The organism is Sulfuricurvum sp. PD_MW2 (assembly GCF_002633015.1).
Classification (GTDB): domain Bacteria; phylum Campylobacterota; class Campylobacteria; order Campylobacterales; family Sulfurimonadaceae; genus Sulfuricurvum.
The window spans coordinates 1-24,399 of the sequence record NZ_NSIU01000025.1 but is presented as its reverse complement, the minus strand read 5'-3'; the positions used below and the strand labels follow the sequence as shown (position 1 = coordinate 24,399).

Genomic DNA, 24,399 nt, shown 5'->3' with positions numbered 1-24,399 from the left:
AAGAACAAATGCAAAAACGGCAATTACACCTAAAAGAATAAAAATATTTCCTTGTTCAACCATGGTTTTCTCCTAATAATTTTTTCATAATTTCGATATGGTAGCTCTCTTGAAAATTGATAAATTCAAAAAAGCTTGAGAGCTTTTCATCCTGGATGGAAGAGGAGAGCTTGCGGCACTCTTCTTTCGCATTTTCCTCTTCAATAATACCGTCTCGAAGAAATTTCTCCATATCACTGATGTGATATGTTCGCTCGTGCAGAGGTCTTGGAAGGGCTAAAATCCCCATTTTTGCCATCATCTCTCCAAACGAGCGCAGATGAAAATGGGATTCATCGATCAAATCTTGAAAATTGCTCACTTGTGCAGCTGTCGTTGCTCGAACTTGACGATAAAAATAGATCATAATGAGCTCATACTCTTTGTACAGCTCTTCAAACAAAAAGAGGGTAAGGGCATTGGTCTCATTCTCATTTAAAAGGGCATCCGGCCAATGGCGTTCGCGATTAAATGCCGTGAGCGGTTCATCCAATGTGAGTTTTTCAAGATAATGGTGCAACGTGATGAGCATATAGTCTTCATCATGCTTCATCCGCTCAAAAAGAGGAGTCTCTGTGTACAAAAGATGAAGTGCTTTGATCTCTGTGATAGCGGTGTTTACCAATGCAAAAAAGGATTCATTTTCGATGGTAAATTTCGGATCACGTTCGTAGTCGTAGGCGATATTATTTTCAAATAATGATTTGGCCAACCATTTGAGGTGACGAAACTCGATTTTTGAAAACTCATATAAGCGGTTTTTGACCCAAGGATCATTTACCGAAAACGACATGAAGGTTATTCGCAGCCAAAGCTGATGTTTACGTCGAAACAGCTTTTCGTCTATCATGATTCTACCTCACATTCCATTCCGATTTCAATCGCATAAAGTTCTTCGCTGGAACCGTTTTCTTTTTGCTTTTGGTGTGTTTGAGCCGCTTCAAAAGCGGTGAGTACCATTTGAGCGCACGCTTGCTGTTTGATGGGTCCCTGAGCGACTTTTTCACGAAGTTTCTGCGCCGCTGTATGTGCATAATCCAGCGACTCACCTTTGATCATTTCGGTGAACATGGATCCAAGCACAACGGTATCATGACACCCATTGGTGGCATAGCCGACATTTTCGAGAAGGTTATCTTTTGCAGAGATATAAAAAATAACAAATTCGCCGCTTTGTTCGGAATGTCCTACCCCAATTCCAGAAGGATTTTCGAGCGGACCGTAATTACGGGGATGCATGAGATGCTCGATGATCTCTTGATTTAGATTGTTTTCCATAGAAATATTATACCGTACCTTATAGCCGCTCCTAAGAGATTTCAGCGTACAATTCGCATCATGAAAACAATTACCCCTGAAACTCTCCGTTATTTACCTACCACCCGCGCCGAGATGGATGCTCGAGGCTGGGATGCTTGCGATGTTATCCTCATTTCAGGTGATGCGTATATCGATTCACCGTTTATCGGGGTTGCCGTTGTGGGACGGATATTGGAGAGAGAAGGGTATCGGGTCGGGATCATCGGTCAACCGGATATCAATACGGATGATGTGATTCGTTTGGGAGAACCGAGACTTTTTTGGGGGGTGAGCGGCGGAAGCGTCGATTCGATGGTCTCGAACTATACCGCAACCAAAAAATTCCGCAATAGTGATGACTACACCCCAGGTGGGGTCAATAATGCGCGACCCGATCGGGCGACGTTGGTATATACCAATCTGATCCGAAAATATTTCAAAAATACCGTTCCGATTGTATTGGGAGGGATCGAAGCGAGTCTGCGACGTGTCACACACTATGATTATTGGAGCAACAAACTGCGCAAACCGATTTTGTTTGATGCTAAAGCGGATTATCTGATTTACGGGATGGGTGAGGGAGCGATTATTGCTCTCCCAAAAGCACTTGAAAAAGGGGAATCTCCTCTGGATATACGGGGGGTATGTTATATTGCCAAAGAGCCACGTGAGGGGTATTTAGCATTACCGTCCCATGCTGAGTGTTTGACAAACAAAGAGCGTTATATCGATCTGTTTGATCTGTTTTACGATAACAACGATCCCATCTCCGCCAAAGGGTTGTGTCAGGAAGTGGATGGACGGTATGCGATCCAAAACCCTCCGGCTGATTATCTGGATGAGGGGGAAATGGATGCGGTATCAGCGTTGCCGTTTACCCGGGAACTGCATCCCTACCATCGCCCAAAAGGGAGCGTCAAATGTTTGGAAACGATCAAATTTTCGATCATGACTCATCAGGGGTGCTGGGGAGAGTGTAATTTTTGTGCCATCGGGGTTCATCAGGGGAGAACCATCCGTACCCGAAGTGAAGAGTCGATTTTAGCCGAGGCGACACAGTTTACACAGTACAAAGATTTCAAAGGGATCATCAGCGACGTCGGAGGTCCTACGGCTAACATGTATGGCTACGAGTGCAGTAAAAAGCTCAAGCATGGTACCTGTGATCATCAGCGCTGTGTAGATGATACCCATCTGTGCAAAAAAATGAAAGTCGATCACACCCGTGTTATCAATCTTCTCCGCCGTTTGCGTGAAGTGCGTGGAATCAAAAAAGCGTTTGTTGCATCGGGGGTTCGGTACGATCTTATCAACGAAGACAAACGCCAAGGGTACGAGTATCTCAAAGAGATGGTGCGTCATCATATTTCAGGACAGATGAAAGTGGCTCCCGAGCATACTTCAGAACACGTACTGCATCTCATGAACAAACCGGGGAAACAGACGTTAGTCGATTTTAAAAAACTCTATGACAAACTCAATCGCGAAGAGGGAAAAAAACAGTTTTTGACCTACTATCTCATCGCGGCCCATCCTGGATGTACCGAGAAAGATATGCACGATTTGAAACGTTTTACGAGTGAAGAGCTGAAAATGAATCCCGAACAGGCACAGGTCTTTACTCCCACCCCTGGGACCTATTCGGCGGTGATGTATTACACGGAGATGGATCCGCAAACGCGTAAAAAAATCTTTGTCGAAAAAGATACGGCACGCAAAGAGAAACAAAAACAGATTGTTGTTGCCAAGGACAATTTTAAGAGTGGGTTTTCGAGTTAAAAAATAGTGGAACATTTTTTGCGCTCTTACCTCTCTTTTAGTTTCAATTCCCTACAATAAAGACTTCAAACTCAATATTACGGAACCTCTTTGCGAATCGATAAATTTTTGAATGCCGTCAATCTGACGAAACGTCGTGCTGTTGCCCAAGACATGATCGGCGAAGGGGTCGTATATATCAACGATAAGGCGGTGAAACCGTCTAAAAACGTTGCTGTAGGCGATATTATCACCCTTATCTATCTTGAAAAACAGATGCGTTATGAAGTGCTCGCTATTCCTACGATCAAATCAACTCCGAAATCTCAACAACATCTCTATGTCAAGGAGCTCGCATGAGTGGAACACAATCCGATTTTGAAGCACTGTTTGAACATCGCCTGAGCGATGAACAAATGCGGGATTTTTTGCTCTCACTGACATTGAACGAATCAACCTCTTCAGAGATGATAGCAACCGCGGCAGAGGTGATGCGTACACACTCCATTATTCTCGATGTTCCATCGGATTTAAAACCAAAACTTATTGACGTTGTAGGAACGGGTGGAGATAAAAGCGGCAGTTTTAATGTCAGCTCCACCGTTGCTCTCGTCCTTGCCGCATCGGGTGCTTATGTTGCTAAACACGGCAACCGTTCCATCACGTCTAAATCGGGGAGCGCTGATGTGTTAGAGTATTTGGGGGTAAAGCTCGATCTTAACCCGGAACAGAGTTCAACACTTCTCCAAGAGTGTGGATTTACCTTTTTATTTGCCCAATATCACCATCCGGCGATGAAGTTTATTATGCCTATACGCCGCTCGATTCCAGAAAAAACGATTTTTAATATCTTGGGACCGCTTACCAATCCGGTAGGACTCTCCAAAATCCTCCTCGGGGTGTTTGATGAGGTATTTGTCCCTAAAATGGCTGAAGCTGCACGAATGCTGGGGATGCAATCGGCGATTGTAGTGAGTTCGCGAGAAAGAATGGATGAGATCAGTATCAGTGATATCACCTATGCAGGACATTTGAAAAACGGCACTATCGAGTATTTTGAGATCGATCCGCAGATGTTAGGGATTAAAAAAGTACCTTTTGAAGCGATTTTGGGTGGCGAAGCGGAACAAAACGGCAAAATTCTCACCGATATTTTGCACAATCGTTCCACCGAGCCGCAACGGGATATGGTTCTCATCAATGCAGCGTATGCCCTTGTAGCCGAGGGGATGGCTCGTGATGCGCAAGAGGGGTTGGAAATCGCTCGTGATACGTTGCTTAGCGGCAAGGCAGCAGAGAAATTAAAACAAATCATTACGGTATCATCGAAGCTATGATGAAGCTTACCCAAGACAACTTGACAACACTGTGTGAGCGGATCGTTCAAGAACTGCCGCAGGGTGGGATTGTCATTTTGCAGGGAGATTTGGCGAGTGGAAAAACAACGTTTACCCAAAACTTTTCTCGTTATCTCGGATTGGAAGACGCCGTTACTTCACCCACTTTTTCACTTCAGCAGCAGTATGGGGAAAAGCTTTACCATTACGATTTGTACAATTACGGCTTTGAGAAATTTTTGTCGTTGGGGATGATGGAAGAGTTGGAAAGAGCAGGGTACCATTTTATCGAATGGGGGGATGATACCCTGCTTGGGTGGTTAAAACGTGCCGGAATGGAGACGATTATTGTGAAAATTACCAAATGCGATGAAGACTCGCGATGTTATGAGGTGAACCGTGCATAAGCTAAAAATTGAAGGGCTGGTCAAAACGATCAAAAATCATGAAATCGTTCGCGGTATCAGTATGGAACTCCAAACCGGAGAGGTTGTAGGGCTTTTGGGGCCTAACGGTGCGGGTAAAACGACCACATTTTATATGGTGTGCGGATTAGTTGAAGCGACAGGCGGTAAAGTTTATATTGACGGAGAGGATGTTTCGCATCTGCCGTTGCATAAACGCTCCCGTATGGGGATCGGTTATTTGCCGCAAGAGGCATCGATTTTCAAAGATTTGACGGTTGAAGAGAACCTTATTATCGCTGCTCAAGCGGGGAAACTCTCCAAAGAGATGGCGGAAAAGCGGATTGAAGAGCTTTTGGAGATGTTTAATATCGAGCCTATTCGTAACCGTCGAGGAATAAATCTCTCAGGCGGAGAACGTCGTCGTGCTGAAATTGCACGCGCATTGGTCAACAAGCCTCGCTTTTTATTGCTCGATGAACCGTTTGCCGGAGTTGATCCGATCGCCGTTATGGATATACAAAGTGTTATTTCACAGTTGGTAGAGTATGGGATAGGCGTTTTGATCACCGATCATAACGTTCGTGAGACGTTGGCAGTATGTGATCGTGCCTATGTTATCAAAAGCGGTGAATTGCTTGCATCAGGGACAAGTGATGAAATCGCCAACAATCCGGATGTGCGTCAGCACTATCTTGGTGAATCGTTCAAGTTTTAATAGCGCATGTTACGAGTCAAAACAAACGTCGAGCTCAAAAACAAGCTCTCCAATACACTCCGAAATTGGTTGCCGATTTTGCAATCGAGTCTGAGCGATTTGGGCGAAGCGATGACGCCGTTTGTGGAAGGCAATCCTCTCATAGAGGTAAAATCAGGGTATGAAGAGTCTTTTGAGTCTCGAATCCCGAAAAAAATTCAATACGGATACGTTCAAAATTCGCACAGTGAAGCGATTGAAGCACTGACAATCCAGCAAAAAGGGTTGTTCGAAATTCTTGAAGAGCAGATAGAGAGTTCTTTGTTTCCGACCCCAGTATCTCAACTTATCGCACGCCATGTTATTGAAAACCTCGATGAAGGGGGATATTACGAGGGAGATACCGATTCCTTTTGTAAAAAAGAGGGGATTACGCTCGAGCAGTTTGAGAAAATTCGGCTCCGTTTCATCCATGTTGAACCGGTCGGTATCGGTGCGCGGAATGTGAGTGAGTCTTTTATGTTTCAGCTTGAATCCTCGTCGATCAGTGATGGTGGATATACCCTTGCACGTGATATGATTGAACATTTGGATGAATTGGGGCGCTATCGAAAAGAGAGTTTTTTTGAAGAAGCGATGAACGTGATCGGAAGCTTCAAAAACCCTCCAGCGATTGATTTCATGGAGGATTCTCAGCAGGTTATCCCTGATTTGATTATTTATACCGATCCCGAAGAGGGGATAGAAGTACGTCTGAACGATCAATACTATCCCGGTGTGACGATCGATACGGCATACAGTGTCGACCATCCGTATGTGCGAGAAAAGCTCAAAGAGGCAAAAAGCCTAGTCGATGCTTTGGAGATGCGCAAAGCGACTCTCTACAAAGTAGGACTGATGATCGTCGAGTATCAGTACGATTTTTTTACCGGTGGGGCAATCAAGCCATTAACGCTCAAAACATTGGCCGATGAGTTCGGACATAACCCGTCCACTATTTCTAGGGCGATAGCCAATAAATATATTGCTTGTAATCGGGGTATTTTTCCGATGAAAGATTTCTTTACGACTGCAATCGATGAAGATGTCTCCAATGCAGCGATCAAAGACTATGTGGCGGAATTGGTCAAAAACGAGTCACATAAAAAACCTCTGAGCGATATGAAACTGCTTGAGATGATTCAAGATAAATTTAAAATCACCATGGTACGCCGAACGATTGCAAAATATCGCAAACAACTCAATATTGCAGGCTCGAGCGAACGCAAACAACTCTATCTCTTGGGACGATAGTGTGAAAGAGATACAAGCGTATCTGAACGCTCAGGTAGATGCTCGCAATTGTGCAGAGGAATTATGTGCTGAACGCCCTGATCCGCTGATGATCGCACGTAAACATTGGGATGAACATCATGCCCTTACATGTGCTCTTTTTGCGTATGGCAGTGCCAAAGCGATCGTTGCATTTCTCGATTCGTTGGATCCTAGATGGATCGATGCCGATGAAGAGTGTTTACGAGAGCACTTAGAGGGAAAATACTATCGATTTCAATCGAGCGAAGACATCATTCAGTGGTTTATAACACTCCGTTCTCTCAAGGCGATTGGGGGCATTGAAACGCTGTTTATGCAAGGGTATTCGGATGGTTTTTTTGATGGGTTGAACAGTGTTATCCGTACCCTGTACGATATCAACCCCTATCGTTCCAAAGGGTACGAATTCTTGATAGGAAAACCGATAAAGTCGATCAATAAAGCATCGGCGATGAAACGTTGGATGATGTATTTGCGATGGATGGTGCGTTCTAATGAACTCGATATGGGATTATGGAAAGAGGTGCTTATGCATGATCTGATAATGCCGCTTGATACCCATACCTTTGCGATTTCACGAAAATTAGGGTTATTGGAACGTTCCGTATGCGATATGAGAGCGGCAATAGAATTGACGGAAAATCTTAAAAAATTCGATCCAAACGATCCGTTGAAATACGATTTTGCCCTTTATCGAATTGGTCAAGAAAAAATACTATAACCTTATACAAGTGGCTACACAAGCCCATTGTATGCCTTTTTTGAAGAATAACATAAGATACAAATAACTACAATTATGTACAAGATATTATAAAAAAAGTACGCCTCAATATTGAAGAGGTATCGCAGGAATTACGTCTAAATGCTATTTATGACAAAATGGAATATGTATTGGGTGGGTTTTATAGCGATAAACTGCGATTTAATTATCTTGAAACCCAAAGATTTCCTTCTGTTCCATCGTATAACAATACGAATAATTTAGATAATTTGGATACGAATGTAGCGTTGTACGGAAAAATCCGTTATGCTCTGAACTCTTATTTTTCATTGACATCAGGGCTCCGTTATCAACAAACAAAACGGGATTTTACCCGTGACTACACAGGCTATGCGTCTGCATTGTCATCAACTATTGTTTCAGATCACTGGCTTCCTACGTTTTCTCTTGCTTATGATAACGATGGAAATAATCTTTATTTGACCTATTCAAAAGGGTATCGTGCCGGTGGATACAATTATCGCAGTCCGGGGACGACTTTGATCTCTTATAATCCTGAGATTACAGAGAGTTTAGAACTTGGATATAAAAACGGAGCTCATTCGTCATGGAATATGGCCAGTGCAGTGTTTTATAACCGTATGCATGATGTGCGTACGATCACCTTTAATGATTATTTGGCTACGACAACGCTCAATGCCGATAAAGCACACAGTTATGGATTCGAATCGACATTGAATTATGTATCGGATACGTTTGATGTATATGGCAGTATAGGTATCACACGAGCCAAATACGATCGGTTCATTTCGAATTCACTTGATTATTCAGGCAAAAATTTAATAGATGTCCCCGATATGACCGCTGCAATAGGTGGAAAATACAAATTGGATGCTCATTGGTACAGTACAGCATCCATGACGTATATGGGGAAACGTTTCTATGATATTGCAAATACGACACATTACAACGGATACTCTATCGCTAATGCTTCTTTAGGCTATAGGAATAAACGATGGACGGCTGAAGTATACGTTAATAATGTGGATAATTCGGCTTATTCGGATTTTATGATCCATACTCCTAGCCATAACTATTATCATTTTGGTATGCCGCGTATCATCGGGTTTCATTTAGGAATGAAATTTGACTAAAGAGCGGATGGTATTTCAATAATAAAAGCGGCACCTTCCGATCTATTGATAACATGGATATCCCCTTTGAAGCGCTGAATGATTAAGTTTTTGACTATATAGAGTCCTAAACCTGCTCCATTTTTATTGTTTCCCGATGATATGTATGGATCGAAAACCGATTCGATAGGGATGATTTTAATTCCTCCTCCGTTATCAGAGATATCGATGTGTATTTTTTCATCTACTTTTTTTGTATGAATCGTTATGAGTGCAGGAGAGGTTTGAGTAAACAATAGGGCATTTTGAGCATTAGAGAGAAGATTGAGAATCACTTGTGCCAATTCAGACCTGTTTCCTTGTATCGATGTCTTTTTATCAATATCCATCGTTAGCTCAATAGAATTTTTTTGTAATGTTTCTCCCATGATCGATATCGCATCATTGATGGCATCTGCGGTATTAAAAATTTCATCTGAGTGTGTGTTACTAAAAAAATTTAGAAAAAGATCGATGGTATTTGACATATCTTTGAGGATTAGTTCACTCTCTTGTGTTTTTTTGACTAAAAGTTCTTTATCGATCTCTTCTTTGAAATAAAGATCGCTTTGAATATTAAGAAGCACTGTAGAAAGCCTGTTTAAGGGTTGTCTCCATTGGTGTGCGATATTGCCTACCGTTTCCCCCGCAGTTGCCAGTTTAGCCTTTATAAGCATTTGTTTTTCACTTTCCAAAGCTTTAATTTCCGCTTCAGCCGTCTTCATTTTCAGATATCTGAGCTTATCTCCTAGCGCAAATGAAAAAAAGATCATTTCGATCAATGTTCCGATGCGTATCGTGAGATCATCTACTAATTTAAGATGGAGAATACCGATCAGTTCCATGATATAAAGAATCATTAAACTGCCGGATATTAGCCATCCCATAAAAATATAGTGACTGCTTATGGGACTTTTTTGATACCCGATATAGGTGAGATAAAGAATGAGAAAGATAACAATGATCCCAAGCAGGGAAATCAGAGGGAGTACCGAACTGTAGGTCTGTGGAATAAGAAGTAATACAAATATAGGAGTATAGACTGCAAATAGGATACGGGAAAGCCATTTGTCTATTTTTGGACTGTAAAGGTTTAACTCAAAATAAGAGCTTACAAACAGGACGCTAAAAACGATAAAGAATGCGCCCGCGATATTGGGGGCAATGGTAAGGTTCCATAATCCTAGAAAAGGGGCATATTCGTAGGCTACACCAAAAAGGGTGGATTGCATGACAAACATACTGGACATTGCTAAAAAATAATAAATAAAACTGATTTCTCGCAAAGAAAAAAACAATACGACGTTATAGAGTGTAAAAAAGACAATAATAGCTAGAAATGCACTAATAAATGCTTCTCGGTTTGGATTGATTTTTTCCCAAAAATATTCGGGTGTATATAAGATCGGATCAATAACCATCGTGCCGGAATTTTCAAGTCTGATGAAAACGGTTTGTGTTTCATGAGCACTTAAAACGATTGGGAAAAGAGGCGTTTTATTATTGGTCGGACGGATTGAAAGCGGTCTCATATCGCCAGAGGTGTAATGGTTTTTTAGACGATTGGAGCTGTCAACAATATAACAGTCGATAAAATCCATAGGTAGAAATTTCAATTCCAATAAGCGTTTGAGTTCCACCGATGAAGAATTGGTGAGGCTGATTTTAATCCAAAAAACATTTTTTGAATATCCAAAGTTTTGTGTACCGCTAGAATTTTTAAAAAAACGGCTATCGCTCAGCACTTCATGTATCGTAAGATTTTTATCCGGGTCAATAAGAATTTCGATTGTATTGTTTAAGGGTTGCGAAGTGCCGCTGATGGTTATTCCAAACAGCGAGAAACATAGAGAAAATAAGAGAAAAATTGCTTTCATGCTGTTAGTATTTTGTACCCATAACCGCTATGTGATTCGATAGCCGTTTTACCTATTTTTTGTCGAAGTTTATTGATTAGCCCTTTAAGAGACGAATCGCTCATGCTCCCGCCATAGTATAGACAGGATTCTATGGATTCTTTGGAAACAATATGATTTTTTTGTGATAAAAGCAGTTGAATAAGTTTAAACTCGGATTTTGTAAGATTGTATCGTACTTCTTGATAGTCGACAGATTTTTCGAACCAACATATTTCTGCACCACTTTTGAGCTTGATTTTCTGTGGATATTGCCCTGCTAATTCATCTGCAAGAGTTTGGAAGAGATTTAGAAAATCCTCGAAGCCGATCGGTTTTACAAGATATTTTTCTAGTTTTAGCGGAATCGCTTCCATTAAAAAATCTTTTGTACTATGCGCTGTCACTACGACGATTCGAATATCTTTGTCGTGTTGCCGAATGGTTCGTATAAGTTCGAATCCACTCATCTTTGGCATCATGATATCGACGAGGAGCAAATCGGGTTTTTTTTCGTAAAAAAGCTCTAGACCTTTTTCTCCGTCATGCGCTAAACTGACTTCAAAAAATAATTTTTCCATACTTTCATACAGATGCTGTGCACTTTGGATGTCATCTTCAACAATTAAGACACTCATATTGCGAAATACGGAGAAAGGTTTCATCAGCTTTACTAATCCTTATTTTTACTATGCGCAATTATTATCAGAAAAAGTTACTTTTTTGTCTCTAACTTTTTGACTTGGTGAATTACATTGTATCGTGCAGAAACTTTTTAGGAACTTTTTTTATTTAAAGTACTTTTATAGTTTATAGGATAGGGAAATGTTGCGTGAAAAAAAAATCTTTTTATATCAATTGTATTTATTTTGCCGTTTCAGTGACATCGGTATACGCAGACAATGTGGGAGATGCATCGAAAGAAGCCGATAAAATTATTCGTCTGCAGCAACAGCAACTTGAACAGCAACGTAAAGACGAGATGCTCAATCGCTCAAAAACCGTTATTCCCGTTGAAGCGGTTCGCTTACCGGAACAGCAAAGTATCGGAATATGTACATTAGTCACCGAAATCGAAATAGAACATGCCGATATGATGGCTGATGACGTTCGTCAGGAAATCGTCCGCAAATATAAAGGAAAATGCCTCGGCATAGGTGAAATTGAACGATTGATCGGTGAAATTGTCAATACGTATATTGCAAGAGGGTATATTTCGGTTCGGGCATACGTGCAACCTCAAGATCTAGCGAATGGAAAACTTCGTATTTTAGTTATTGAGGGGAGTGTTGAAAGTATTAATATAAATCATAACGAGTCGTTGAATAACGATAATATCAATCTCTCCACCGCTTTTCCTTGGATAGAGGGGAGAATTCTTAATATTCGAGATATAGAACAGGGATTGGATCAGATTAATCGTCTGAGTTCTAACAGTGCTACGATGAGAATTGAACCCGGCAAAAAAGCTGGCGGAAGCCGTATCGTTATTGAAAACATACCGTCGTATCGGTTGCATCTAAATACGTCTGTCGATAATTACGGGAGCAGTTCGACAGGAGAACGTCAGGGCAGTGCATTTATATCCATCGATAATCCCCTCAATTTGAATGATTTATTCACGTATTCGCATACACGAACGCTGAATACAGATTTTGCTTCTCAGCACTCCATGGTGAATGCCATTTCTTACTCTATCCCCTTTGGGTATACAACACTATCGTTATCTCATAGCCGATCTGACTATGCAGCGACAATCCATGCTGCCGGTGGCGATTTGCTTTCGGAAGGTGATACTAAAAATACATCGTTATCCATGGAGTATGTTGCTTATCGCGATACTACGGACAGGTTGTCTTTTGATGCAGCGATGGGGTCTAAGGGGACAAACAGTTATTTGGAGAAGCAATATTTGAACGTTAGCAGCCGCAAACTTTCCACATTCACTCTAGGAACTGCTTGGAATAGCATTTTTTTAGGCGGTGGAATCACTATGACGCTGAATCATGTATGGGGCATGAAATGGTTTGATGCATTGGAAGATCCTGATTATTTACCGGAAACGTCACCGCATGCACAATTTCGGAAATGGACATATGGGGTAAATTGGATGAAACCGTTTCAAATAGGGGAAAAAAGCGGATTGTACAGCGTATCGTTGAATGGTCAATATGGAACGGATGTTTTGTATGGATCAGAGCAGTTTTCAATCGGAGGTCTCTATAGTGTTCGCGGTTCCCGTAATAGTTCAATAGCCGGAGATACGGGATTTTATGTTCGCAACGACATAGCGTTTCCGAACACTTTTTCAATAGACGGAAAAAATTGCCGGATTAAACCGTCTATTGGATTCGATTTCGGTGAAATAAGAGATCGTTATGGCGAACAAGGCGGTTTCATGAGTGGTTTGAACGGTGGAATCAATATAGCCTATTCAGCAATCACTTTTGATTTGTCAGTTAGCCGATCTCTTTCCAAGCCTGACACGCTCAAAGATGAGAGCACTCTCGTATTTGCAAAATTAAATATAGGCTTTTAGGACAAGGAGATATAAAAATGAAACGACCGTCTATTAATCATATTTATCGACTGGTATGGAATGAATCGAAAAACGCATATGTTCCGGCGGCTGAAAATACCAAATCACATTCTCACCCTGGACAAACTAATCGGCTTGCAGCGGTTGTGTCAGCTCTCCTTTTGCCTGGGTTTATTTACGGCGACGGAGTCGTCGTAGCGCCCGGATCAGGTGCCACCAATGTATATAACGCTCCCAATGGCGTGCCGGTCGTTAATATCGATAAAGCAAATGCAGCTGGTCTATCCCATAATAAATTTACAAATTATAATGTCGGAACAAATGGATTGATCCTCAATAATGGAAACGCTTCCCAAATGGCACGGCAGTCGCAGCTTGCGGGGCAGGTAATGGCGAATACCAATCTATCGGCTGAGGCCAGAATTATCCTTAATGAAGTGGTTGCTCCCAACCGCAGCCAATTGCTTGGATATACGGAAGTATTGGGAAACAAAGCAGACGTGATTGTAGCCAATCCTTATGGTATTACATGTGCGGGATGCGGTTTTATCAATACTGATCGTGTCACTTTGACTACTGGAACACCCACTATGTCTGTCAATGGTGGATTGACTGGTTTTACCGTCAATCAAGGGGATATTTTAATTCAAGGAAATGGATTAGACGGATCGGAACAAAACTATTTTGATATTCTTGCACGTGCCGTTAAGATCGATGCACAGATCAACGCGAAAGATTTGAAAATCGTTACCGGTACGAATACATGGGATTATGCGACGTCACAAGCTACCGCTATTCAGCCATCCGGAGCAGCTCCGGAACTTTCCATCGATTCGACGGCTTTGGGTGGGATGTATGCAAACCGAATTAAAATTATCGCGACCGAAGCAGGGGTCGGTGTCCGTGTTCTGAGTGAGGCTGCCGCTTTGAGCGATGATTTTATATTGACCGCATCCGGAAAAATCGAACTGAAAAACAAAATCAGTGCCGAGAGAGATATCGCCGTTGCATACAGCGGTGCAAGCACGAATAGTGCCGATACACTGAAAGTGTCAGGTATAACTGCCGAACTTGCGGCAAAACGTCATATAGATTTGGCGATTGCAAACGGCGGTGTAACGTTGAGCGATGCCAAACTTACTGCCGGAGAAAATTTGACGTTATCGGCTGTTTCTTTATCCGATAGCAGTATTCGCAATGCTGTCCGTTTTGCAGGTGCTGAAATGAACGTTCAAGTAACTGGAATTGCTGATGTATCAGGAGTAACGTGGGGTTCGGGTGGCAGAATGCTGATGAACTTTGGTACATTTAATACAGAAGGCACCACTCTTTATAGCGGTTCTAATACGAGTGCATCCAATAGAACGCTTGAAGTTGACGTGGTGGATACAATGACGTTGAACGGAACCTCAATATTGGCGGGTACGGATTTGTTGTTGGGAAACACTTTGACCGATACTATAAGTGTCAGTGCTGATACCACAATCAAATCGGGTGCGGATATAAGTGTAGTGGCAAACGATGTGATTCAAATATCCGGAACGGTTTTGGCGGGAGATGATCTGACAATCAAGGCGGCAGATGCACTGGGAACATTGACCAACACCGGGACGATACAAGCTATCGATACGATGACATTGGGGGAAACCGGGCATATTTTGGATATCGTCAATCAAGTCGGATCGGCGATATTAAGTGATAACCTCTCTATGAAAGCGGATGATATCACTAATGCAGGGACAATTCAGGCAACAAATGCAACGTTGATAGCTGGATCAACATTAAGTAATGCATCTGGGGCAAAACTTTTTGTTTCCACCCAAAATGGTAGTGACGGGGTGCTCAATATTGCAAATACCGTAATAAATAACGGGTTAATGCAGTCTGCCGGTCAACTAGATATAACTTCAGGAGCTACTCTTACCAATAATGGGACGGTTTTAGCTTTAAATAGTTCAAACGGTGGAAATAATGAAGCGTTAAATCTCTCATCGCAAATATTCATCAATAGCGGAACCGTTGATGGGGGAGGCGTAATGAATATCAATGTGTCTGCAACATCAGGAACCGCTTTGCAAAATACCGGATTCATCCAAAGCCATGATGCAATGACACTCAACAGTGGTTCGGATATGAGCAATAGCGGGAGTGTGATAGGAGAGGGGAGTGTTGCAATCGGCACAAGCCAGTCATCGTTCAATTTCACCAATACAGGACGGGTACAATCGGGCAGTGCGATGACATTAGGCTCATCGGGACATACGGTTGGTTTGAACAACCAATCATCCGGAACGCTATTGGCTGGAACAACGTTTGGATTGGTCGGCGGAGCACTGAGCAATGCCGGAATTATCCAAGCAAACACCGGATCTACTATATCGGCATCATCTCTTTCAAATACCGGAAGCAGTGCTAAATTATTGGTTTCAACCGTTGCAGGAGCAGATGGGAGCTTGTCACTTAGCAGTAGTGTGAATAACCAAGGGATTATCCAATCAGCCGGAGGGCTCACGTTAAACAGTTTATCGACAATCGATAACAGCGGAACGATTAAAGCTTCTGGAAACAGTGATACATTATCGCTTCAAGCGACGGCATTGACGAACACTGGGTATGTGGAAGCATCGGATGTGATGAACATAAGCCTCTCAACGACATCTGGGACAGCATTGAATAACTCAGGGCAAATTCACAGCGTCGATGCAATGACACTCAACAGTGGTTCGGATATCAGCAATAGCGGGAGTGTAATAGGCGAGGGGAGTGTCGAAATCGGTACAAACCAGTCATCGTTCAATCTCATCAATACAGGACGGGTTCAATCGGGCAGTGCGATGACGCTCGGTTTATCGGGGCATACGGTTGGTTTGAGTAACCAATCATCTGGAACGCTATTGGCAGGGACAACATTGGGAGTAGTTGGAACAACGGTAGATAACCAAGGGAAAATGTATGCCGATGCAGGAATGACATGGTCAATCGCAAGCTTACAAAATGGGAGCAGTTCCAATAGCTCCGCCGTTATTTTGGGGGCTATGACATCAGGGACGACAACTTTGGCTTTGAGCGGAACGCTTGAAAACTATGGTGCACTTCATTCAAATGATAGTTTTAATATTACATCATACGGTATAACCAACCGAAGTACAGGTGGGATTTCATCTTTGAGTGATCTGTCTTTGAGCACATACGGTTCTAATGCTATCGATAACTATGGAGCGTTGTACGCAGGCAGCTCCATGTCTCTCAATGCTGTAGGCGGAAATATTTATAACCGCAGCGGTAGCGGTACGATTGACAGCAGCGGCACACTGAGTACCAACAGTGCCAATTTTACGAATAATAATACGATTGTGACAAGCGGTGATATCTCAATATCCACATCGAGCAGTTTTACCAATGAAACAACGCTTTCTGATGGAACAACCATTACTAAATCGCTGGGTGGTGTCGAAAACAGTCACAATTTTCATGAAGCGCAAAGACTATTGACTGAAGGAAGTGCTTACGGCGGTGCCGATATTAAAGTGATGGAATGGGAGTTTGATCGTCAAGAGACTTTAAACGGCATCACAAAAGAAGCTCTCAGTGCAATGCCGAAAGCACAAATCATTGCCAATGGCGGTGGAAGCAGTTTGACAATAAACTACGGTAACAGCGGGCGAAACTATATCGCATTACTTTCGGCTCCAACAGTTAATATCGGTGGAACCGGTACATTCACAAATCAAGATATGGCGCTTTATAAATACAGTTATAAAACTCAAATGATTGAAGTTCATGATGACTATGTCGGGGCAGGATCGGGTAAGAAAAAATACGAATTTTGGGGACGTGACCGCAGTGATGCATCCTATTCGACTAACGTCGATGGAGATCATGATGAGTGGGGACAATATCACCCTGGAAACGGGTGGTCTAGATTTCGTAGTAGTGATAGTTCAGAAGCTTGGAATGATGCACAAGATGCATATAATGATGCAAAAAATCGTTCACAAGACAGTGGAGCCGCAATGAGTGGCGCGGTTACTACTGATTCGTTCGGTTCAGGTATCTATGCTACTAATTTTAATTTTACTAGCGGTACGCTTGCCAATGAAGGATCGCCTTGGCCGACGGATTCTAGTCATACAAAAGCTAATAATCCTACGACTGGTTCAGTCGATAGTAAATCTCAAAGTAACGGAAGCAGTACCAGTCCTGCTGGGGTCAGTAGTGCCGGAAATAGTAATTTGAGTTCCAAAGAGAGTGTAATCGCTGGAACTACACTCTCTTTTGCAGGTCTTAATCTAACTCTTCCCAGCAATCCAAACGGCTATTTTGTTGTCTCACAAGACCCGAATGCCGCGTATCTGATTGAAACGAACCCTTTATTTGCTGTGGGATCCACTTTTGTCGGTTCAGATTATATGGCGGAACGATATGGGATTAATCCGGATGATACCGTACGTCGTTTGGGAGATTCGAGTTATGAAGCCTACATGGTACGTCAGCAGTTGATTCAGCAAATGGGTACCAATCTCATCAAAGGATACGGAACCGAAGCGGAGCAGATACAGCAGTTGATGGATCAAGCGGTAACCCAAGGAAAAGAAATGGGGTTCACCTACGGTAAAGCGCTGACCGCGTCCCAAGTTGCTAATTTAAAAGAAGATATCGTTTGGATGGAAGAGGTCGAAGTCGGCGGACAAAAAGTTTTAGCTCCGCGCGTTTATTTGTCTCAAACGACAAAAGATGCCATCTTAACAGGTGCGGCAATATCGGCTGACAATGTCAATATCGCGGGTGATGCCTTGAATAATACCGGTGGAACGATCCAGGGTAGCGATACTTTAACCGTTAAAGTGAAGAACGATATTACCAATACGAGCGGCAATATCCAAGGCGGCAATGTAAGCTTGACCTCTACTGAGGGAAGTATTGTCAATCAAACGCTGACAGTAGGTCAAGGAAACGATACTCAATACTCTACATCCATCGGAAAAACGGCTGGAATCACTGCTACAGGCAATCTTGACATGGATGCTAAAAAAGATATTAAAGTCTTAGGTGCAGATGTGACTGCTGGAGGGGATGCATCACTCTCCGCAGGCGGCGAAATACGTTTTGATACGATAGTTGATAAATCTACAACATCTTCTACATCCAATATCGATGCCGGTCCTTTATACAGCTCGACGACCAACAACACCACGACGACTGAAACGAATATCGGATCGAATCTATCTTCCGGCGGAAAACTCAAACTAAAAAGTGGTGGTGATACTGTGATTGCGGGCAGTAACGTAGCTGCTGATGGAGGTATGGATGTTGATGCGGGCGGCAGTTTCAAAGTTGAAGCTCGTCAGGATAAGGTGACAAGCAAAACAACCAGTGAAACATCCGGTATCGGTGTAGGCGGAGGCGTGTATGGCTCCGAAACAACGACTGAGGAAAATTTCAAAGGGACGAATAAGGGGTCCAGTATTCAAGTCGGAAAAGCCGAAGATCAGGAAAAACGGGTCGAATTGTTTAAAGAGCTTCAAACCAAAAGCAAAGCCCTCTCCGAAGCAACAGACGTTTTAATGGCTTTGCAATCGGATTTCAAAAAAGCGGCGACTGGGTCTCCCGAAGCGGCTGCTATAAAAGAGAAGTTCAAAACACAATACACCCTTTATAAAGAAAAACTTGCTGAAGCTAAAGAATTAAAAAATCAACTTGATGAACTACCATCAGGGGACCTAAATGTCAAAGCAGGGGATAAGTTTGTATTGCAAGGGTCTGATTTGAACGTTGCCGGTAATGCTTCGATTGACGCCAAAATGGGCATTCAAATTCTTGATGGGCTTGACGAAGAGAGAACGACAAAAACAACTACCACGACGACATTCTTAAAAGTTGATGGTGATGGGACAAGTTCGGAAACAAAAGCTAATACCGATTCAAAAGCTGAAGCTGACGCAAATGCTAATGGAAAACGGGCAACTGCATCCGCATCTGCTTCGACTTCGACCGAAAAAAGCGGAGAAACTTCATCCGATCATAATTTAAAATTGGCGGAAACGAGTACAACGACTAGCGTGGAAGGAAGCCGAAGCAGCGTTGCTTCTAATTTTAATGTCGGAGGTAATCTGAACGCTAAAACAGAAGGGACCTTAACGATCCAAGGCTCTAATCTCAATGTCGGCGGAGATGCATCTCTTGATGCTAATCAGATTGAAGTCTTGACAGGGCGTAATGAAGAATACAGTACAACCAATACAACGACGACGTCGGTAGGTTTTTACGAACAGAGCAATGCAAGCTCAGGTGCTTCTGCAGATGCAAGTGCAAGTGCTGAAGCAAAAAAACGTAATACAATTTTGGGAACTCCTTCTGTTTCGGCTAAAGCACAAGCGGAAGCTAATGCAAATGCCGAAGCGGGTGCCGATACGACATTGACCGTCGGTGCACGTACAGAAAATACGAGCGAATCTACCTACAATCTGACAAATACCAGTTCCACGATTAAAGTGGGCGGTAATCTGGATATGAAAGCAAAAGATAAAGCATTGTTTGTCGGTGCGGATATCGAATCGGGCGGCGATATGACGATTCAGGCTAATACTATCGAAAATAAAGCGGCGCAAGATATTAGTACTTCTACTTCAAGTTCTACACAGGTAACTGCCGGTCTCTACGTCGGTGGAGAAGCAAATGCGCAAGCAGGTGCCGGTGCTGAATCTGGGACACAAACAACAGGTGGATTATACAGAAGCGCCAGTGGTAGTGCTCAAGCCGGTGCCAGTGCGGAAGTAGAAGTAACTGCCGGAGTACGAGCGGGATATGAATCAGAAACGACGACCGAGGGTTCAGTGACGAATGTGACCAATAAATTCAAATCAGGTGGAAATTTTAAACGTACTGCAACCGATACGATTTTAGATCAAGGAACATCGATTGAAGCGGAGGGTAACATCGATCAGTCTGCCCGTGTTATCAAAGAAGAAGCTATCCATGACACCACATTTAGCAGCACAGACACACAATCTCACGAAGCACGTGCGGGGGTATATGCCGGTGCCGATGCAGAAGCTGAAGGAAGTGTAGAAGGGAAAGCAAATTCATTGACCGGGGGTGAAATTGCACCGGATGCTAGTGCTGGTGCAAGTGCTTCAGCAGGTCTCAAAGTGAGTTATGAGGGTAGTATTGAGAGTGAATCTTCGACCACAAAAACAGCAGTTACATCAAAATATAAAGCGGGCGGGAGCATCACGTCAAAATCGACAGAGAGTACGACCCTTATCGGAACGCAGTTTGAAGCGGGTAAAGATATTACCTTGGAAGGCGGTACGATTGATTATCAGGCGGCAAGAGACTCTCAAACAGATAGTTCAACCAAGCATGATATAGCGGCTGAAGGAAAAGTAGGCGTCTATGGAACCAAAGGACCTAGCGGTGAGGCAAGCTACGGTGGCGAAATGGAAAGTGAAAGTAGCAGTACAGCTAAAACCGGAAGTATGAACGCCAATGGAAACATCAATATCAAAACGACAAAAGGGGATGCTACTTTCGAAGGGACAAATATAGAGAGTAAAGAGAAAGTGGACATTCAATCCGCAGGTAGTGTTAATTTTAACGCCGCATACGATACAACCGAATCAAGCGGGCAAAATATCAGTGCAGAGATAGGTTTTTCAAAAAGCGGCAAGGATATGGGCGGTGAAGCAAGTGGCGGGTATGAGCAAGAAAACAGTTCAAGCAAAACGGCTCAAACGGGTAGCATCAAAGGATCTAATATCAGTGTCAACGCATCTAAAGATGTGACATTGGAAGGGACGAAACTCAAATCATCCGGAGATACAACCATTGAAGCTACAGGCGATGTAAACTTGAAAGCCGCAACGAATTCAGAAACTAATTATGGATTTGGAATCGGTGTCGAAGCAAGCGCGAGCAAAGGTGGCGAAGGAAGCAGCAAAGGTGTCGGTGTAGAAGGAAACGCCAACTTCAGCAAAGATGTAACTTCTGATACTGTTTCCATCGAATCAGGCGGAAATCTGAATATCAAAGCGAAAACTATTACAAATCAGGAAGCGGATATAAAAACATCAGGTAAAACAACGATGAGTGGAGATGTCAAAAACGAAAAAGCCCAAGATTGGTCACATTCACTGGGAATTGAAGGCAGTGCAAGTGCTGAAAAAGAGACAAAAACTCCAAAAGAAGGGTCAAAAACAACGGACGATATTCCGGATAAACGCCCTAAAGCTTCCGATACTATCACGAAAAAATACTCATCCGAAGCACCAGAATTAGGGAAAAACAAATCGGATTCACCATCAACACCAAAAAGCAGACAAGAAGAGATTCAAAAACTTAAAGAGGGTTGGACAAAACAAAAAGAAAATGTCAACAAAACTTTAGCGCCAAAAACACCAAAAGAGACCGATAAACCGAATAATGATAATACCGATGTGAAGAAAAGCACACAACCAACCAAATCGACCTCAAAACCGCAATATATGAATGATACGATTAGCAGTTCGTTGAAAAAAGTTAAAAATTAAGATACTTATATTGAAATAAATGTGCGGATGACATAGAAACTTTTTAGGAACTTTTTTTAATTAGAGTTACATCAGCATAACTCTTTTTAAAGGTTCTCTTATGAAATACACACCCGATTTCAGTTCGCGGTTTCGTATCTTAAAAGGAGGGAAGATTTCCCTCGTAGTATCGGCATTATTAGCCGGATCAACAATGAGCTTTGCGGCACCAAGCGGCGGGAGCGTAACAAGCGGTAGCGCAACGATCAACCAAAACGGATCAATCACGACGATCAACCAATCGACCAATAAAGCCTCTATCAACTGGCAAGATTTCAGTATTGGAAAAACCGAAACGGTCAACTTCGTACAGCCATCAGCACAATCAGTTACCTTGAACCGTGTTGTAGGGACAACCCAATCTCTTATCGAAGGAGCCATGAACGCCAACGGACAAGTATTCCTTCTAAATCCAAATGGCGTACTCTTCGCTAATGGTTCACAAATCAATGTCGGAGGATTAGTCGCATCTACACTGAACATCACCGACGCAAACTTCCAAGCAGGTAACTACACCTTCGAAGGTAACTCCCAAAACTCCATTATCAATATGGGAACGATTGCTGCCAATAACGGCTACGTTGCCATGATGGGTAAACATGTTGCCAATGAGGGAACGATTGTAGCAACCATGGGAAATGTCCAGCTGGCATCAGGGGAGAAAATCAGCCTGAATCTAAACGGTAACTCACTCGTGAAACTCACTATCGACCAAGGAACTATGGATGCTTTGGTAGAGAACAAAGGACTTATCAAAGCCGATGGCGGTCAAGTCTACCTCACAACCCAAGCCCTCAATACAATTCTTGATGGTATGGTAAACAACACCGGTATCATCGAAGCACAAAGCCTCAACAATGTCGATGGAAAAGTTGTTCTATTTGCGCATGGGGGGACAACGAATGTGGCAGGGACTCTTTCAACGGGAAGTGGGAAGGGGTTTATTGAGACCAGTGGAGAAAAAGTTAATATCAAAGATGGTGTCAATGCTAAAACAGCACAATGGTTGATCGATCCTGAGGATTTTATTATCCGTGCAACGGGAGGGAATATCTCAGGAAGTACCCTTAGCACTCTTCTTGGAAGTAACAGCATTACCATTCAAACAGGAACAGGGACAGACACATCAACAAGTAAGTTTGGAACAGTAGGAACCAATGGGGACATCTTTGTTGAAGATGCGATCACATGGAGTGCCAACACAACCTTAACCCTTAATGCCCATCGCAATATCTACATCTCTGACAACATCACTTCGAGTGGCGCAACAGGAAAAGTAGCACTTTACTATGGTCAAGGTGCCGTCGCTGCAAATAACACGGCTGATTATGTCATCGCATCAGGAAAAAGTATCTCACTTCATGAGGGAATTAACTTTGAAACAAAACTTGGGAGTGATGGCACTCGGTTCATCTATTCTGTTATCACTGCTCTTGGAAGTGCAGGTGATGAAAATATCGGTAATGGTGAAACTTTACAAGGGATCGCAGGGATGAATCTCAACGTCTACTATGTGCTTGGAGCCAATATCGATGCGAGTGTAACGAGCACTTGGAACGGTGGGATGGGCTTCGCTCCCCTTGGGGATTCTAGCACTACCCTCTATGGATCATTTATAGGTCTTGGTCACACGATTTCTAACCTTACGATCAACCGTCCTACAACAGATGATGTCGCTCTTTTTGGAGGTATTGATGCAACCACTGTTATTCGTGATCTTGGACTTGTTAATGTCAGTATTACAGGACAAAATCGTGTTGGTGGAGTCATTGGAACCAATTATGGAGTTCTTAAAAATGTTTATGTGACAGGGAGTGTAACAGGGACAGGATATGAAGTCGGGGGCTTGGTTGGCAATAATTTTTTAGGAACAATTTCGCAATCATATGCGGCTTCAAACGTAACGGGAACATCTCGTGTCGGTGGACTTGTTGGTATAAATTGGGGGGTTTATAATGCTTCGATCGCAACATCTTATGCGACAGGTAGTGTTTCAGGAACAGAAACTGTGGGAGGGCTTGTGTGCGATCAAATAGGGCTCATTCCAATAGATAACAACTATTGGGATACCCAAACAACAGGACAATCAACGAGTGAAGGTGGAACAGGAAAAACTACAGCAGAAATGAAAACTCTTTCAACCTTTAGTGGATGGGACATCTCTACAAGTGGATTAAATACGACATGGAAACTTGACAGTGGAGCATATCCAACTTTGTCAAATCGTCATATCTCTCCTTTGAGTGTTGCGGCGGCATTAACCCCGACACCTTTAGCTCGACCCGTAGAACATTATGATATCACAACGATCGTAAATTCAACGGCGGTAACTCCACCCATACTACGAGTTATTGCACCTGTAGCACCGCAACCACAACAAATACAAACGCAAGTGCAGAATAATGCACTCTTACAAACGATTGTACCAGAGAGCACAACAAGCGATGGAACATTCAATCTTGTTGGTTCAACTAATGGTGTTGCCCCGGTACAAACGGTAAGTATGGATCAACTTCAGAGTGCGGCTCTTACGCAAGGTGTAGGTGAAATTCGTGTACCGCTAGGAAATGGAAGTGTTGTCGATTTGATTAATGGAGGTGTTACACTTCCAAAAGGTGTCAGTCAAGAGTTTTATGTAGTAGCAACGAATAGAACAG

Annotated in this window: 15 protein-coding genes; 11 read left to right on the top strand and 4 right to left on the bottom strand. The window is 42.8% G+C overall.

Features of this window, described 5'->3' with window-relative positions; genetic code table 11:
• Window positions 1-55: 55 nt before the first annotated feature.
• Window positions 56-889 (bottom strand): iron-binding protein, encoded by an 834-nt coding sequence (locus CJD30_RS09905; protein WP_294918656.1) that lies wholly within the window; start codon window positions 887-889, stop codon window positions 56-58.
• Window positions 886-1,317, bottom strand: a complete 432-nt coding sequence (locus tag CJD30_RS09900; RefSeq protein ID WP_294918654.1) for an iron-sulfur cluster assembly scaffold protein — start codon at window positions 1,315-1,317, stop codon at window positions 886-888. Before CJD30_RS09900 ends, CJD30_RS09905 begins: the two co-directional genes overlap by 4 nt.
• 60 nt (window positions 1,318-1,377) lie before the next feature.
• Here CJD30_RS09900 and CJD30_RS09895 point away from each other — a divergent pair, with 60 nt between their 5' ends.
• From CJD30_RS09895 to CJD30_RS09860, 8 genes are all read left to right on the top strand, one after another.
• On the top strand, window positions 1,378-3,117 hold the full coding sequence (locus CJD30_RS09895; RefSeq protein ID WP_294918652.1) for a YgiQ family radical SAM protein: 1,740 nt from the start codon (window positions 1,378-1,380) through the stop codon (window positions 3,115-3,117).
• Window positions 3,118-3,207: 90 nt separating this feature from the next.
• Entirely contained in the window at window positions 3,208-3,456 is a 249-nt protein-coding gene (locus CJD30_RS09890) for an RNA-binding S4 domain-containing protein (RefSeq protein ID WP_294918650.1), read from the top strand.
• Window positions 3,453-4,433, top strand: a complete 981-nt coding sequence (gene trpD / locus CJD30_RS09885) for an anthranilate phosphoribosyltransferase (protein WP_294918648.1) — start codon at window positions 3,453-3,455, stop codon at window positions 4,431-4,433. The genes CJD30_RS09890 and trpD overlap by 4 nt, the downstream gene beginning before the upstream one ends.
• The gene (tsaE, locus tag CJD30_RS09880; protein WP_294918646.1) at window positions 4,430-4,840 is read left to right on the top strand and encodes a tRNA (adenosine(37)-N6)-threonylcarbamoyltransferase complex ATPase subunit type 1 TsaE; all 411 of its coding nucleotides are present in this window, start codon (window positions 4,430-4,432) and stop codon (window positions 4,838-4,840) included. Before trpD ends, tsaE begins: the two co-directional genes overlap by 4 nt.
• The gene (gene lptB, locus CJD30_RS09875) at window positions 4,833-5,555 is read left to right on the top strand and encodes an LPS export ABC transporter ATP-binding protein (protein WP_294918644.1); all 723 of its coding nucleotides are present in this window, start codon (window positions 4,833-4,835) and stop codon (window positions 5,553-5,555) included. Before tsaE ends, lptB begins: the two co-directional genes overlap by 8 nt.
• Before the next feature lie 6 nt (window positions 5,556-5,561).
• The gene (locus CJD30_RS09870; protein ID WP_294918643.1) at window positions 5,562-6,827 is read left to right on the top strand and encodes an RNA polymerase factor sigma-54; all 1,266 of its coding nucleotides are present in this window, start codon (window positions 5,562-5,564) and stop codon (window positions 6,825-6,827) included.
• Window position 6,828: 1 nt separating this feature from the next.
• Window positions 6,829-7,569, top strand: coding sequence for a TIGR02757 family protein (locus CJD30_RS09865; protein WP_294918642.1), 741 nt, complete (start codon window positions 6,829-6,831; stop codon window positions 7,567-7,569).
• A 158-nt stretch (window positions 7,570-7,727) separates the two neighbouring features.
• Window positions 7,728-8,723 carry a TonB-dependent receptor gene (locus CJD30_RS09860; RefSeq protein ID WP_294918641.1) on the top strand — a complete coding sequence of 332 codons (996 nt, stop codon included), beginning with the start codon at window positions 7,728-7,730 and terminating at the stop codon, window positions 8,721-8,723.
• Here the strand turns inward: CJD30_RS09860 and CJD30_RS09855 are convergent.
• Together CJD30_RS09855 and CJD30_RS09850 are read right to left on the bottom strand one after the other, a co-directional pair.
• Window positions 8,720-10,618, bottom strand: coding sequence for a sensor histidine kinase (locus CJD30_RS09855; RefSeq protein WP_294918639.1), 1,899 nt, complete (start codon window positions 10,616-10,618; stop codon window positions 8,720-8,722). The two genes, CJD30_RS09860 and CJD30_RS09855, sit on opposite strands and share 4 nt — an antisense overlap.
• The gene (locus tag CJD30_RS09850) at window positions 10,615-11,301 is read right to left on the bottom strand and encodes a response regulator transcription factor (RefSeq protein ID WP_294918637.1); all 687 of its coding nucleotides are present in this window, start codon (window positions 11,299-11,301) and stop codon (window positions 10,615-10,617) included. The genes CJD30_RS09855 and CJD30_RS09850 overlap by 4 nt, the downstream gene beginning before the upstream one ends.
• 167 nt (window positions 11,302-11,468) lie before the next feature.
• Here CJD30_RS09850 and CJD30_RS09845 point away from each other — a divergent pair, with 167 nt between their 5' ends.
• The 3 genes from CJD30_RS09845 to CJD30_RS09835 form a co-directional block, all read left to right on the top strand.
• On the top strand, window positions 11,469-13,175 hold the full coding sequence (locus CJD30_RS09845; protein ID WP_294918636.1) for a ShlB/FhaC/HecB family hemolysin secretion/activation protein: 1,707 nt from the start codon (window positions 11,469-11,471) through the stop codon (window positions 13,173-13,175).
• 17 nt (window positions 13,176-13,192) lie between these two features.
• Entirely contained in the window at window positions 13,193-21,703 is an 8,511-nt protein-coding gene (locus CJD30_RS09840) for a hemagglutinin repeat-containing protein (protein ID WP_294918634.1), read from the top strand.
• A 100-nt stretch (window positions 21,704-21,803) separates the two neighbouring features.
• Window positions 21,804-24,399 (top strand): filamentous hemagglutinin N-terminal domain-containing protein (locus tag CJD30_RS09835; RefSeq protein WP_294918632.1); only part of this gene is annotated, 2,596 nt, incomplete at its 3' end.